Source organism: Dyadobacter sp. CY261, assembly GCF_021440085.1.
Classification (GTDB): Bacteria; Bacteroidota; Bacteroidia; order Cytophagales; family Spirosomataceae; genus Dyadobacter.
In genome coordinates, this window is sequence record NZ_JAKCPW010000001.1 from 373,708 (window position 1) to 386,781 (window position 13,074).

Annotated in this window: 16 protein-coding genes; 10 read left to right on the plus strand and 6 right to left on the minus strand. The window is 46.8% G+C overall.

Features of this window, described 5'->3' with window-relative positions:
* Nucleotides 1-10: 10 nt before the first annotated feature.
* Together LZD49_RS01520 and ytxJ are read right to left on the minus strand one after the other, a co-directional pair.
* Nucleotides 11-232, minus strand: coding sequence for a hypothetical protein (locus LZD49_RS01520; RefSeq protein ID WP_234665543.1), 222 nt, complete (start codon nucleotides 230-232; stop codon nucleotides 11-13).
* 93 nt (nucleotides 233-325) lie between these two features.
* Nucleotides 326-658, minus strand: a complete 333-nt coding sequence (ytxJ, locus tag LZD49_RS01525) for a bacillithiol system redox-active protein YtxJ (RefSeq protein WP_234665544.1) — start codon at nucleotides 656-658, stop codon at nucleotides 326-328.
* Nucleotides 659-1,019: 361 nt separating this feature from the next.
* Here ytxJ and LZD49_RS01530 point away from each other — a divergent pair, with 361 nt between their 5' ends.
* The 3 genes from LZD49_RS01530 (at nucleotide 1,020) to LZD49_RS01540 (ending at nucleotide 3,246) form a co-directional block, all read left to right on the plus strand.
* A complete protein-coding gene (locus tag LZD49_RS01530; RefSeq protein ID WP_234665545.1) occupies nucleotides 1,020-2,210 on the plus strand; it encodes a histidinol-phosphate transaminase in 1,191 nt (396 codons plus the stop codon).
* 138 nt (nucleotides 2,211-2,348) lie between these two features.
* Nucleotides 2,349-2,900 carry a hypothetical protein gene (locus tag LZD49_RS01535; protein ID WP_234665546.1) on the plus strand — a complete coding sequence of 184 codons (552 nt, stop codon included), beginning with the start codon at nucleotides 2,349-2,351 and terminating at the stop codon, nucleotides 2,898-2,900.
* A 10-nt stretch (nucleotides 2,901-2,910) separates the two neighbouring features.
* Entirely contained in the window at nucleotides 2,911-3,246 is a 336-nt protein-coding gene (locus LZD49_RS01540; RefSeq protein ID WP_234665547.1) for a helix-turn-helix transcriptional regulator, read from the plus strand.
* Here the strand turns inward: LZD49_RS01540 and LZD49_RS01545 are convergent.
* The 3 genes from LZD49_RS01545 to LZD49_RS01555 form a co-directional block, all read right to left on the minus strand.
* A complete protein-coding gene (locus tag LZD49_RS01545) occupies nucleotides 3,218-4,144 on the minus strand; it encodes a S1C family serine protease (RefSeq protein WP_234665548.1) in 927 nt (308 codons plus the stop codon). The genes LZD49_RS01540 and LZD49_RS01545 overlap by 29 nt on opposite strands.
* Before the next feature lie 115 nt (nucleotides 4,145-4,259).
* On the minus strand, nucleotides 4,260-5,807 hold the full coding sequence (locus LZD49_RS01550) for a S41 family peptidase (RefSeq protein ID WP_234665549.1): 1,548 nt from the start codon (nucleotides 5,805-5,807) through the stop codon (nucleotides 4,260-4,262).
* Between the two features lie 279 nt (nucleotides 5,808-6,086).
* Nucleotides 6,087-8,084 carry a T9SS type A sorting domain-containing protein gene (locus tag LZD49_RS01555; protein WP_234665550.1) on the minus strand — a complete coding sequence of 666 codons (1,998 nt, stop codon included), beginning with the start codon at nucleotides 8,082-8,084 and terminating at the stop codon, nucleotides 6,087-6,089.
* Nucleotides 8,085-8,306: 222 nt separating this feature from the next.
* On the opposite strand from LZD49_RS01555, the gene LZD49_RS01560 reads away from it, so the two are divergent.
* From LZD49_RS01560 to LZD49_RS01590, 7 genes are all read left to right on the plus strand, one after another.
* A complete protein-coding gene (locus LZD49_RS01560; protein WP_234665551.1) occupies nucleotides 8,307-8,693 on the plus strand; it encodes a DUF2958 domain-containing protein in 387 nt (128 codons plus the stop codon).
* 104 nt (nucleotides 8,694-8,797) lie between these two features.
* Complete coding sequence (locus LZD49_RS01565; protein WP_234665552.1) at nucleotides 8,798-9,736, plus strand: ring-cleaving dioxygenase; 939 nt, start codon at nucleotides 8,798-8,800, stop codon at nucleotides 9,734-9,736.
* A gap of 67 nt (nucleotides 9,737-9,803) precedes the next feature.
* The gene (locus tag LZD49_RS01570) at nucleotides 9,804-10,433 is read left to right on the plus strand and encodes an alpha/beta hydrolase (RefSeq protein ID WP_234665553.1); all 630 of its coding nucleotides are present in this window, start codon (nucleotides 9,804-9,806) and stop codon (nucleotides 10,431-10,433) included.
* The gene (locus LZD49_RS01575) at nucleotides 10,430-11,146 is read left to right on the plus strand and encodes a pirin family protein (protein ID WP_234665554.1); all 717 of its coding nucleotides are present in this window, start codon (nucleotides 10,430-10,432) and stop codon (nucleotides 11,144-11,146) included. Before LZD49_RS01570 ends, LZD49_RS01575 begins: the two co-directional genes overlap by 4 nt.
* A gap of 51 nt (nucleotides 11,147-11,197) precedes the next feature.
* Complete coding sequence (locus LZD49_RS01580) at nucleotides 11,198-11,503, plus strand: response regulator receiver protein (protein WP_234665555.1); 306 nt, start codon at nucleotides 11,198-11,200, stop codon at nucleotides 11,501-11,503.
* Between the two features lie 15 nt (nucleotides 11,504-11,518).
* Nucleotides 11,519-12,097, plus strand: a complete 579-nt coding sequence (locus LZD49_RS01585) for a Crp/Fnr family transcriptional regulator (protein ID WP_234665556.1) — start codon at nucleotides 11,519-11,521, stop codon at nucleotides 12,095-12,097.
* Between the two features lie 143 nt (nucleotides 12,098-12,240).
* Nucleotides 12,241-12,705, plus strand: coding sequence for a PA2169 family four-helix-bundle protein (locus LZD49_RS01590; RefSeq protein WP_234665557.1), 465 nt, complete (start codon nucleotides 12,241-12,243; stop codon nucleotides 12,703-12,705).
* 62 nt (nucleotides 12,706-12,767) lie between these two features.
* Here the strand turns inward: LZD49_RS01590 and LZD49_RS01595 are convergent, their stop codons facing one another.
* Complete coding sequence (locus LZD49_RS01595; protein ID WP_234665558.1) at nucleotides 12,768-13,055, minus strand: hypothetical protein; 288 nt, start codon at nucleotides 13,053-13,055, stop codon at nucleotides 12,768-12,770.
* Nucleotides 13,056-13,074 lie beyond the last annotated feature (19 nt).

Sequence of the window (13,074 nt, forward strand, 5' to 3'; positions counted from 1 at the left end):
GGCCTTGATTTTAGTTTGCTGTTTTGTATGCAGTTAAAAAATCCATTCCAACAACGTCGGATTCCTGTTCTTTTTGCATCCTTGCACGCTTGACAAAGGCAGCTGCATCATCAGCAAGCAGCTCCTTGAGGTGCTTTCCTCCGAACTCGTCAAAGTACCAAATCCATACCATTTTCTCGGAGATGATCGAATACTGCACGCCCGCCATAGCTTTTATTTGTTGATGCTTCAAATATAGTGGAATATTTCCATTAAAAAGGAAATATTCCAGAAAAAATTATTCACTCAATAGGGTGGTGCATCTGACATATTATGAATGGCTCGCTCAGTTCAATGCCGCGAGAGAGTCACGTAGCGAAATATCTTCGTGGGATGCGTCATAAATACATTCGCCATTCTTCACGACAAGGATCTGGGGAGATTCGTGCCCGATGCCAAAGCTACTGGCAATGGCGAGCGATTCCTTCCTGTTTTGAATCACATCAACAATGTAAATCGGGATCTTGACGTCGGAAGCAGCATTCACCTCAGATTTGAGCTGCCGGTAAGCCATCAGGCTCGTCATGCAGCGCGGGCTGTGTTTGTATATAATGGAGTAATCGGCGGATTTAGCTATTTGATCGACCTCTTCCTCACTATTGATGGTAATCCAGTTCATAACCTGTTCAATTTTATCAAACTACTTGTAACAGCCTAGACAACACATAAATGATGTTTTTTCATTCCATTCAATCATAAAAATGGCCAACGAGGCTCTTATTCAGTGATATTTTGTTGACGCATATTACTTTTTAAATAATTCTACTGCCGTAAAGAGATTTGGGTATATGCAACTTTTGTATACTTTGATAGAATCGCTATATTTAGATAGTCGCTGTCCTTCAATCTATTGACGCCGACCCAGCCGCACAGATATTTCCAGGTAGCCGCACTGCCACAACAAACCGTTCGGAGCTTTCGCTTTGAGCGCTTTTGTCCTGTAACCATTTCCCATCACTCCATTACTAAACTCGTTTTTTATGGTACAGAAAATCAACCGCCGCAGTTTGCTGAAATCGGGTTTCGCATCGCTGGGCGCTGTGGCCGCGGCTCCTTTCCTTGCCGAAGGGGCATTTGCTGGAACTCCGCTCCGGCTCGACAAGTCCAACCGGATCTTTTATAGTCCGATGGTGAGAGGTCATTATCTGGACATTCAGCCGGACATGAACAAAATGGTGGCCAGGATCGGTTCGAACGAAAATCCCTACGGCCCACCACCATTGGCCCGGAAAGCTATCGCCGAGGCTATTGAAAAGGGTAACCGCTATGGTCGGCAAGAGCTCAAAACGCTCACCGACAAGATCGCGGCTAAAGAGAGCTTGACGTCTGATTACATTATGATGGGCAACGGCTCGGGTGACCTGCTCGAAAAAACGGCACTTGCGCTGTTCAAAGAGGGTGGAAACATCGTTTCGGCTGACCCGACTTACATGTCGCTCATACGCGTAGCCGAGTCGATCGGTGCTACCTGGAAGCCGGTCCCTTGTAAATCGGATTGGTCGCACGATCTCGATGCCATGGAAAAAGCAATCGACAAAGACACAAAGTTGATTTATATCTGCAACCCAAACAACCCCATTGGTGCTGTAACTTCAACAAAGTCACTTACAGATTTTTGCGGCCGCGTTTCCGAAAAAGTACCTATTTTCATCGACGAAGCGTATATCGAGCTCGTGGAAGGTGCCGACAATACCAGCATGGTAGCCCTCTTAAAACAAAACAAAAATGTCATCATCGCCCGCACATTCTCTAAAATTATGGGGATGGCCGGTTTGCGGGTTGGCTACATTGCTGCAAAGCCATCCACACTGGACACAATCCGTAAAACTGCGAAAGGCGGAGGTGGTGGAATTGCTGTTACATCGGTAACAGCCGCGATCGGTGCGCTGGATGATATTGAATTTCAGAACAATACCCGGAAGCTGAACACCGAAGCGAAGACCTATTTGTACGAAAATCTGAAAGCAATGGGTTACAAATATGTACCGTCGTACACCAACTTCGTGATCTTCCCGATTAACATGCCCGGAAAGGAATTCCTGAAAAAGATGGTTGATAAGGGCATTATTATCAAAGCCCTGGACATTCAGAACAAGCCCTGGTGCCGGGTGAGTATCGGGACGAAGGATGAGATGAAGTTGTTTGTGAGTGCTTTGCAGGAGATTAGTTAACGATTCAAACATTTTTCATGGGAAAGCGGATGGCGGGAGCTGTCCGCTTTTTTGCTTGTAGAAGTCCGTTACCGAACGCAATTGTAACCGTATTATGAATAGACGTTAGGCGGAATAGTAAACCTATAAGTTTATTTCATGGAAATAATTACTATATTTGAAGTAGTTCCGGACAGCTTGTATTCGGTGCAATTTGAGGGTGAGGAAACCCACGAGTTTTCCAGGGTATTTCGGCTGTGGAAGGATGCAGTATATCTCCAGCCTTTCTTTGAGACGCATTATGAAGATTTGCTTGCATTTTGGGAATATATGTCGGTTGAGGAGGCTATGAATATTACAAGAAACGAAGCATCCAGTCTTTCAAATGCAATTTTGACCGTTGCGGATAAAGGTGTCAGAGGAAGTTTTGATAATTTATCCGGCATGTTCAAGCCATTGTATCCGGGGGCATGTAATATCAACAGTTTTGAAAAAAGTAAGGCAAGGGGATTTCGACGGCGCAGTTGGTTGCGCGTGTACGCTGTGAGATTGGGTGTTAACAAATTTGTTGTAACAGGAGGAGCAATTAAACTTACCCGTACGATGAATGAACGAATGCATTTGACTAAGGAATTGAAGAAATTGGAGGAGGTATCTCAATTTTTGAAAAAAGATCAGAAAGATGAATTTGGCTTGTTTGAACTGTTTTAAACTTCAAAAAATGGACGCAGTAACCAGATTAAAACTTATTGCGGTGCCTGACACCGAGTGGATAAAGGAAGCTCAATATCAACGAGACAATGATTATTGGTTGCAGATATCCTTTGAAATTGCAACGGCAGTTTTGAGTGCATTAGGAAAAAAAGATATGACCCAACGCGAGCTCGCAAAACTAATGGGCTGTTCGCCCCAATATGTGAATAAAATACTGAAAGGCTCGGAAAACCTTACATTAGAAACCATCTGTAAATTGGAAAAGGTGCTCCAAATCAAATTGATCGAAACACCTTACAGCCATTTACGAGAGGCTAATTCTTCTTCTCAACCGGCACAATGATAAAATTCAGCAACTCAGTATGCCGTATTACTGAAATGTCGGTAATGGTGAGAATATCCCGGGTTGTGAGTGCTTTGAAAAGCTCGTTTGAATTGCGCACGGGTTTGCCGTTGAATGAGACGATGATGTCGCCTTCTAAAAGCTGAGAGCGGGATGCGGGTGTGTTGGGCTCGATATGGGTGATGAAAATCCCCTCATGGTTAGGGAGTTTGTAATGCTGCCGCACGCGCTCATTGAGCGGCACATCCTGTAATTGTAACCCCAGGTAAGCCTTGAAGACTTTGCCGTCGCGGATCAGTTGCCGGGCGATCTCTTTCGCAGTATTGATATCTACTGAAAAGCTCAGCCCTTGCGCGCCTTGGATGACGGCCGTGTTGACGCCGACCACCTCACCATCGGTGTTGATCATCGGGCCACCTGAGTTACCGGGGTTGAGGGCCGCATCGGACTGGATCACATTGTCGACAAACCGGCCCGATTGTGTCTGTAAAGTCCTGCCAAGCGCGCTCACCACGCCCGTCGTGACGGTATGCTGATAGCCATACGGATTACCGAGCGCGATCAGGAATTGCCCGATTTGCAATGCGCTGGAATCGCCCAATTTGGCAACCGAATATCCCTGTGCATATATTTTTAGGATCGCCAGGTCGGTGTCCGGATCTTTTCCGACGAGCGTCGCCTCGATTTCGTTTTCATTTAACAGACTCACCATGATCTTTTCCGCGCCTTCCACCACATGGCTGTTGGTGAAAATAAGGCCGTCGGAAGAGAAGATAAAGCCTGAGCCGGATCCGGCCGACCGCATTTTCCCATTATCTGTCTTAAATATATCGATCTTTACAACGGCATTCTTGATCTGATCAACCGCGCCGATGATCATGCTTGAAAAGGTATCCATAGCTGCTGGGTCTTATTTTCAATCCACCTTTCAAAAAACTAACCAGCCGCCTATAAATGCCAAAGTGGCGCGGCGCGGGTGTGCAGTACGCCAAAAGGGCATGTTTTGGGTTAAGTTATTTCAGCAGAATGGTCTTGAAAACCGGGTCATGGTTGAGAAGATAATCTTTAGAATATACGTCGCCCTTTTCTTGCAGCCGTTGAACATACTGGGCAATGCTTAGTTCGACCGGCATTTCAACCGTATCATGGAAGACGTCTTCTGGCCGTTTAACATTCATGAAATCAATGACCGGCTCGATCCGGTACATTATCTTCGAGTGAGGCAATTCGAAAATAAGTGGGCTGATGCCCTTTCCTAAAAGTCGTCCGGTCGGTGACCCCACTGTGGTTATGTTATCTGCCAATGCGCCGATAGCTGAGAGGCTCCCCGCTGAGGAATATATGTTTTCATTTTGGATAACATAGATCGCACCGCTGAATTTCAGCGAATTGATATCGGGCTTTATTGTAGATTGGCCGGCAGCATAAACTGCATAATTTGATTCGGGAAAGACCGGGGATTGATATATTGTCCACCTTTTTGATGCTTCCGGAAACTTGCATTTCATGAGAGGAGAATTATTACACAAAATTAAGTTCTCTTGCCTGATCGGATCAGATATGATAGCGGAGAGCACTTTCATCCATGCAAAGTCGCTTCCGCCGGGATTATCTCGAATGTCAATTACAATCTTAAAAATTTCCCGATCTTTTGCTAGTTGCAGTATTTTCTCAGAATAAAATTCTCCTTCTTCCATTTCGGGCATTCTGATGTATAGTATTTTTTCTTGCTCAAAGTATTCAACCTTTTTAATAAGTGATACATTTTGGAGGCTTTTTTGAAAGTCGTTTTGCAGTTGGAGTGAATCTTTAAGGCAAAATCGCCCAGATATTGGCTTGTCGGTAAGGTCTAGAAATTCCAGCTTTAAAGAGTCCGATGCTTTAAGATCGTAACTATTGAAGAAGTCTTCGGAAAACCATTGGCTCTTCCTAAAATCCCATCGCAGCATTCGCTTCGAACTGCACAGGTTTTGCACAAATTCATTTATTTCAACACCGTTACAGCTAACTAGCTTATATCCTTGCTTAAGCAGTAGTCCGTGATGATAAAATGGATATAAATTATAATAATTTCCATCAATATACCTAAGGCGTAAATTGAATTTTTTAGCCTTCACGATTTTATCGAAAAGGCTGTCATATTTTGCTTGTAAGTTGATGGCAGTTTGAGATATTCCTAATTGGAGATATATAGAATCAGCCGGATAGTAGTCTTTTCTAATCAAACTGGTGTGACCGTCTTGACATAATGTGAGAGCCGCCCTGATGAGGATTGCGAATTCTTCGATAGTATTAAGTCGATCTATTTTCCTGCGATACTCTTCAAGTTTGCGAACGATATCAACGCCGGTTATCTTTTTACGAACTTCAATTTGCGGACTGATCTCCCTGATCGTTTTTGTTAAGGTGTCAAAATCGGCATACATTTCGGACTTTGACAAAGGCAAGAGAGGCAGAGGCTCGACTGACTGTCCGGATGCTGTATGAAAGAATATCATCATTAAGAATACTAAAACATTTGCCGGAGTCCACCATTTAATGCGCACCATAGTTTTGATCATTTAGGGTTTCCATTTTAATGGCAAATGTCGGGCAAGTGTTGAAAGATGGACAAAACGATTAGCGATCGGTAGTGCTGGCTTACCGAAGAAATGTTTATCAACTTCCTCTAAGGTCAGCTGAGTCTTGCCGTGCGTTTAAAGCGTGCGATATGCGTGTAAACAAGATAGCTGCCGACTGGTTTACAGACGACAGCCATCTCACCAAGATTTTCAAAAAGTACCATGGCCTTAGCCCGCTGGAATTCGGGAGATAGGCTTTGGTAGAAATGAAGACGTAGGTTACTTCACAATTTTAAGCTCCCGGCCATCGACAGAAACCACGTAAAGTCCCTTCGGCAAATCGGCAATATCGAGTTGCAATGTTTTTTCTGTGGTTTGAATGCTTCGCACAAGCTTGCCCGCACTGGTGAATACAGTAATGCGGTTCAACGCATGGGCTGATTCGACTGTGACCACATCGGTAGCCGGGTTCGGATAGATTTTTGCTGTTTCAGTGCCATCGACACGGATACTCACGATCCGCGTCAGTTCTGATTGGCCATCGGCATCAACTTCCTTCAACCGATAATAGTAAATTCCCTTGGGCAAATATTCGTCCTCGTAATGATAAGCAGAGATGATTTTTGAATTGCCGATAGCGCTTACCGTCTTGATTGTCGAAAAGTTGCGCGAATCCAGGCTCCGCTGGACTTCGAAGTATGAAGCATTGACTTCCGAGGCGGTAGACCAATCGAGGTTCACGCGCCCGGTGACGCCTACGCGAGCTACGAAGGATTGCCAGGTGACAGGCAATGCCGATCCGGGAACATTTAGCATTGGTGAAAAAACAGTGTTGCGATTAGCATCGACCACCTTCAATTTATACAATCCCGTGCCGATGGTCCATTGCTGGGCGGTACTCTGTACCTGGTTACAATTGTCGGCCGAGAGCCAGTTGTACTCAAAACCGCCGGGCAATGAAGGTCCGGTGAACGTAATTTGAGTCCCGCCCGATGCGTACACCGCACTGACTGATGGCGGCGGTGTGGCTGAGTAGGGGCTAGATTGGTTTAAAAAGTCGGTAGTGATCTTGTCGGCCCAAAAACCGGCGAGGTAGATCAGTCCCGAATAAATATGGCCGTCAGGTGAAGGCGTCACACCGTCACCGCGGAAATGAATCTCGTCTTGCCGATATTCGATGTTGTAATATGGGTCTGTTTCAGGCCCTTGAAACACATTCGGATAAAGTCCGTCGTTGTTGATCAGCTCATTTTGCGCATTCACCACATTACCGGAAACGCGGCTCAACCCATTGACTGTGAAACGTGACGCCCGCGCGACGACCCACGCCAGGTTCGGTTTACCCGAATAATTCCGGCTCGCATTCACGACATCCCATAGGGACGAAAGATAGCGGTTATATGTATTGTCGCCCGGCTGTTCGAGGAAGTTGTCGGTCTCACCCTGGTGCCAGAGCACGGCCCGGATACCCAGTTGGGCGATATAATTGTTTAGCGCGAGCCGCAAATGCCCGAAAGGGAGGCCGGCCGGAAATGTGTAGCCAAACGCACTTGTAGTCACGCCGTTCGGATCGGTGCTTTGCTTCCAGTTATCGATCCCGGTGCTCGACCAGCCACCATTGAAAATCATAACCGGCACATGGAACTTTTCATAAATTTTATCGCCAAATGAACCCCAGCACCATGCATAATTGCCAAACGGCGCTGTTTTGACGTTGGCATCAAGATGCACAAACTCAGGACATGGGAGCTGCACATTCGAATACGGGGCGATTGTAAGTGTCGAGGGATCGAAATTCTGAAAATTCACGCTGTTGACCTGGTCATGCGATGCACCCGGGCCGTTTGGGTTCGAGTCACCACCCGTAGAATTCGATTGGCCCGCGACAACAAAAACTTCGCCTACGCCTACACGTGAAACCGTAGCGGCAGCCGACGGCGTGGTGCCATTAACGCCGCGAACCTCCAACTGATACCAACCCCCCTTAATCTTTACAGACCCCAGGAACTGACCAGCCGAAAGCTGGTCGTCAATGGTGATCCAGCTGCCGTCGGAAGGCAAGGCTTGTCCCTCGCCCGCTACCCTGGGCGTCAGGCGCGCTTCTACCTTCTGGAAATATTGCGTAATGTACCCTCCTATATATACGTCAGCTTCGTTCGCGTTATTACGCTGGAAGACCGCGCGCTCTGTCGGAAATGATACTACAAGCTGAGGGTATGCGTACTGTGTGGTAAATAGAAGAAATAAGCAGAATAAGAGTGGTAGATTTCTTTTCATAAGAATGTTTTTTATAGATGGATAGAGTTTATTCGGGTAAGTGATTTTGGTCAAATGCCAAGGCGATCATGACGATCTCCGGAGAGTCGCTCGTGCCTGGATTTCTATATGACGTGGACGGGTATTTGGTCGGAAAGGTAGAGAATAGCCTTGGAAAAGCCTCACGCGTCGGCTTTCAATTTATTTTATGGTACCCGGTAGGAAAAAAGCTAATTTTGCCCCATGTCAAAAATGATACCGCAAAATCTGATCGAGATCATGATCCATAATGCGCAGGAGGTCCAAAACCAGCTGGCAAAAGACCATGCTCCTGTCGTTAAACTGCATTCTAAATACGGAAAGGCAATATGGCTGCTTTCTGAACTGGACCCGGTCAACAATATAGCTTTCGGCCTTTGTGATCTGGGGCAGGGTACGCCCGAGCTTAGTTACGTATCTCTCACAGACCTAGCGAGCCTGAAACATGCGCGATTGAAAGTGCCTATGGTAGAGGCTGATCTTGCATTTGAGGGAAAGTATGTGATGAGTGTGTATCTGAAAGCGGCGAAGGCGGCTGGAAGGGTGGTGGAGGACGTGGCCACACTGGCCCGGTTTGATACGCCCGTTTAATTTCGCAAATCCGTTTTTCTTGTCCTAGTTCAATGCCCTGGCCCTACCCGGGGATATACCTTTGTATCATCAAAAACAAAGAGACATCTTAACTGAACAAGACAATGGAAAATACAATCAACGGCATCCACCACATTACGGCTATCGCTGGTGACGCTAAAACCAACTACGATTTCTATACAAGGGTATTAGGCCTTAGAATGGTGAAAAAAACCGTCAATTTTGACGACCCTAATACTTACCATTTTTACTACGGTGATCAAAATGGCACGCCCGGCTCAATCCTAACCTTTTTTCCCTGGGGTAACCAGATCCCCGCAGGCCGCCGTGGTACACGTCAGGCAACCGAAATAGGGTACTCGGTACCGGAAGGGAGCCTGGATTTTTGGTTGAAAAGATTGGAAGCCAATAAAATCACCTACAACAAACCTGCTGAAAAATTCGGGGAACAATACCTGACTTTCCTCGATCCCGATGGTTTGAAATTCGAGTTGACTGTGCCCAAAATCACTGATAGCCGGACTCCATGGGAGACTTCGGAGGTCACGGCGGATTATGCAACTCGTGGTTTCCATAACATCACCATCACGACAAGCAATATCGAAGAAACTGCGAAAGTGCTGACTGACATCTTCGGATACCGTCTGGCCGAGCAGAACGTGAACCGCTTCCGTTTCGTGACCGATGCGGTTGAGAATGCCAACATCGTCGACCTGGTGGAAGCTCCCGGTGAAAGAGCAGGCCATGTGGCCAAAGGATCGGTTCACCACATTGCTTTCAGGGTTGCGAATGACGACATTCTGATGGAGTTCCGTAAAAAAGTGCTGGACGCCGGTTTGCAGATCACCGATAAAATTGACAGAAATTACTTCTACTCGCTTTATTTCCGCGAACCAGGCGGCGTGTTATTCGAGATTGCAAGTGATAACCCCGGCTTTGCAACCGACGAAACCGTTGAACAACTAGGTTCCGGTCTGATGCTACCTCCTCAATACGAGCCACGCAGAGAGCAGATCGTGAAAGTGTTGCCGGTACTTGGATAATTTTGAATGGGTGAATGACTGAATAGAGTCATTCACCCATTCACTCATTCACTCATTAATTCTCATCATGTACACTCATAGCAAACAATTCATCACAAGCGGAGTGCCTATTCAGCAGGCAAAAAAAGCAATTGTCATGTTGCATGGCCGGGGTGGGACTGCCGCTGATATAGTTTCGCTTCAAAAGGTTTTGAAACTGGAAGATTTCGCGATCTATGCGCCTCAGGCTACTGATAACAGCTGGTATCCTTACAGTTTTATGGCACCAGTCCAACAAAACCAACCGGCATTAGACTCTGCATTGGCATTGGTAGGAAGTGTCGTAGCGGAAATTGAGGCCGAAGGTATTGCCGTCGACCAGATCTATTTCGCAGGCTTCTCGCAGGGCGCTTGCCTCACATTGGAATATACTTCTCGTAATGCGCGGAAATATGGAGGCATTATTGCTTTTACCGGAGGGCTGATAGGGCAGGAGTTGGCGATTGGCAATTACAACGGCAATTTTAAACAGGCACCTGTATTCATTTCAACCGGTAATCCAGATCCCCATGTGCCTGTATCGCGCGTGCAGGAAAGCGTCACGATCCTGGAAGACATGAATGCTGTGGTTAATCAGGTTATTTATCCTGGACGGCCACATACCATTTCAGGAGACGAGATTCAATTGGTGAACAACACGATTTTGAAAAGATCATGAAAAACTCCGTACTGCATCCGGCAGCGTCCCGCTTTTATGCGGACCACGGATGGCTCCAAAGTGCCCAGACATTCAGCTTCCACGGAAATTATGACCCGCAACGCATCCAGTTCGGGGCATTGCGGGTGTTGAACGATGACACCGTCAATGGCGGTAAAGGCTTCGGCCGGCATCCGCACGACAATATGGAGATCATATCCATTCCGCTCGAGGGCACGCTGGAACACGAGGATAGCATGGGCAATGTTGCGGTGATCAGGCCGGGAGAAATTCAGGTTATGAGCGCCGGCACAGGCATTTATCACACAGAATTCAACAAGGATGCAGATGTGCCGGTTACCTTTTTGCAAATATGGTTGTACCCCGATAAACTGAATGTACCACCCAGGTACGACCAGAGGGAATATGCTTCCGGTGACAGACATAACCGGTTCCAGCAGATACTTTCACCGGATCCGGACGACGAGGGTGTGTGGATACAACAGAAAGCCTGGTTCCATCTCGCCGAGTTCGATATGGGTTTTGAAGCCAAATACGAATTGAAGATAGCAGGAAACGGGATGTATGTATTTGTGATTAAAGGAGATGTAGAGGTAGATGGGCAAACGTTATCAACCCGCGACGGTTACGGTATATGGCCGGAATCGACGGTTTCGATTACCGCGAAACAGAACAGTTCCTTACTGATCATTGAAGTCCCTGAAAAGTGGTAACAGTTTGAAATAGCCGGCTGTTGTGGAACCGCCGGGGTAAAGACTTTCGATATGTCTCAAATCAATATTCTGGCTATCGCCAACCATCCCGAGATTCTGGAAACGATCATCCGGTTGATCAACCAGCAGGAAACCTGGAACGGCATACCCGCGGGTTCCGCAGAAGAAGCCGAAACAGTGCTTCGCTTAAATTCGATCGATTTAGTACTTTTGGGCGTTGGCGTGGATGAGGAAATGGGGGAGCGGATTGTTTCGCTTTGCCAATCCATGGACCCTCGCATCGTTTGCCTGCGTCATTTCGGCGGCGGCAGCGGATTACTTTATTCTGAGATCCGGCACGCTTTGGCCGGAGGCTAACCCAAAAACCGGATTATGTTTGAAAAGATTAACAACTATGCGCTGAGGTGCTTGCCGTTTACTCCGCAAAACCTTGAATACTTTGATTCGTTACTTCAATTCAAAACATATCCGAAAAAGACATTCCTGTTGCAGCAAGGCGAGGTTTGCCAATTTGAGGCCTATATTCTAAAAGGTTGCATCCGTACTTATTACATTGATAGTACCGGGGCGGAAGTGACGCTGCAATTTGCGGTGGAGGACTGGTGGGTAAGCGATATCATTAGCTTTCAGAATCAGGCGCCTAGCCATGTATATATCGAAACATTGGAAGATTGCGAAGTGTTGATACTGACCCCTGAAACGAAGGAAAAGCTGCTTTCCAATGTGCCGGGGTTTGAGCGGATGTTCCGGTTAATGGTGCAGCGCAACCTCGCGCAAACGCAGGAGCGCCTGTTCAGGACTATTTCTACCAGTGCCGTTGAAAAATATCTCGATTTCCTGAACCGTTACCCTGCTATCCCTCAGCGCGTTCCGCAGCATTACATCGCTTCCTATCTGGGTTTTTCACCCGAATTTCTCAGCAAGGTCAGAAAGAAGCTAAGTGAAAAATAATGCGGCATCGCTATCAGCGGCTCATTGCCCGCATATACGGCGCAAAAACCTCCCCAAATATTCCGTCGAAACGAGCTAGAACGGCAGGTAAAGGCTTGGAACAGAAATTTTTGTATTTACTGCATAACCAAACATGAACAATCATGTCACGAAATACAGCAATCATAGAAATTCTGAATGACCTGATTTTGATTAACAATGACCGTATCGCGGGCTACGAAAAGGCTTATGAAGAAACGGAAACCAACGATACTGATTTGCGTTCATTGTACAACAGCCTCGCAAATCACAGCCGCGACAATGTACTGGAGTTGAGCAGCGAGATAAATGCATTGGGCGGAGAGCCAGCAACCGGTACGATGGTGTCAGGTAAATTATACAGGGTTTGGATGGATGTCAAGGCTACATTTAGCAGCGATGGCCGCAAAACATCCCTTGAAAATTCTGAATTTGGTGAAGACGCTGCACAAAAGGCATATGATACCGCGCTGGAATCGGATGAACTGACCCCCGAACTTCATGCGCTCGTTACCCGCCAGAAAGCAACGCTTAGAAGCGGACACGATACAATCAAGCGACTCCGCGATTCGGAGAAAGCTTATCACTGATAAATATTACATTTCGTCAATAAACAGCAAGAGGCCGGCATTCAACCGGCCTCTTTGCATAACTATTCATTTCTGGCAGGTTTTCCCACCTCGTCGTCGTGTTTTCTGCTGGTGGAATCGGCATTCAGGTTAGATTGGTTGCTGGGATATCCGAGCGAATCTTTCTGATTGTCTTCACCCACACCTATGTCCTTGCGGCTTTCCGCACCACTGCTATCATTTGGAGTAGTCTCTGAGGTGCTGCCTGAGCCTTCCACCGTTGTCTCCTGGTCGTTCGCTGTGCCGCACGAAGCGAGCAGAATGCCTGTTCCAAGGCATATTGCCGCCAAATTTGCTTTCAATCGTTTCATATCATTTTTGCTTGTTGAT

Bases quoted from the DNA above. Each gene is read 5' to 3' on its own strand.
- ytxJ (WP_234665544.1), bottom strand. From the start codon at position 658: ATGAACTGGATTACCATCAATAGTGAGGAAGAGGTCGATCAAATAGCT.
- LZD49_RS01530 (WP_234665545.1), top strand. From the start codon at position 1,020: ATGGTACAGAAAATCAACCGCCGCAGTTTGCTGAAATCGGGTTTCGCA.
- LZD49_RS01535 (WP_234665546.1), top strand. From the start codon at position 2,349: ATGGAAATAATTACTATATTTGAAGTAGTTCCGGACAGCTTGTATTCG.
- LZD49_RS01540 (WP_234665547.1), top strand. From the start codon at position 2,911: ATGGACGCAGTAACCAGATTAAAACTTATTGCGGTGCCTGACACCGAG.
- LZD49_RS01545 (WP_234665548.1), bottom strand. From the start codon at position 4,144: ATGGATACCTTTTCAAGCATGATCATCGGCGCGGTTGATCAGATCAAG.
- LZD49_RS01550 (WP_234665549.1), bottom strand. From the start codon at position 5,807: ATGATCAAAACTATGGTGCGCATTAAATGGTGGACTCCGGCAAATGTT.
- LZD49_RS01555 (WP_234665550.1), bottom strand. From the start codon at position 8,084: ATGAAAAGAAATCTACCACTCTTATTCTGCTTATTTCTTCTATTTACC.
- LZD49_RS01560 (WP_234665551.1), top strand. From the start codon at position 8,307: ATGTCAAAAATGATACCGCAAAATCTGATCGAGATCATGATCCATAAT.
- LZD49_RS01565 (WP_234665552.1), top strand. From the start codon at position 8,798: ATGGAAAATACAATCAACGGCATCCACCACATTACGGCTATCGCTGGT.
- LZD49_RS01570 (WP_234665553.1), top strand. From the start codon at position 9,804: ATGTACACTCATAGCAAACAATTCATCACAAGCGGAGTGCCTATTCAG.
- LZD49_RS01575 (WP_234665554.1), top strand. From the start codon at position 10,430: ATGAAAAACTCCGTACTGCATCCGGCAGCGTCCCGCTTTTATGCGGAC.
- LZD49_RS01580 (WP_234665555.1), top strand. From the start codon at position 11,198: ATGTCTCAAATCAATATTCTGGCTATCGCCAACCATCCCGAGATTCTG.
- LZD49_RS01585 (WP_234665556.1), top strand. From the start codon at position 11,519: ATGTTTGAAAAGATTAACAACTATGCGCTGAGGTGCTTGCCGTTTACT.
- LZD49_RS01590 (WP_234665557.1), top strand. From the start codon at position 12,241: ATGTCACGAAATACAGCAATCATAGAAATTCTGAATGACCTGATTTTG.
- LZD49_RS01595 (WP_234665558.1), bottom strand. From the start codon at position 13,055: ATGAAACGATTGAAAGCAAATTTGGCGGCAATATGCCTTGGAACAGGC.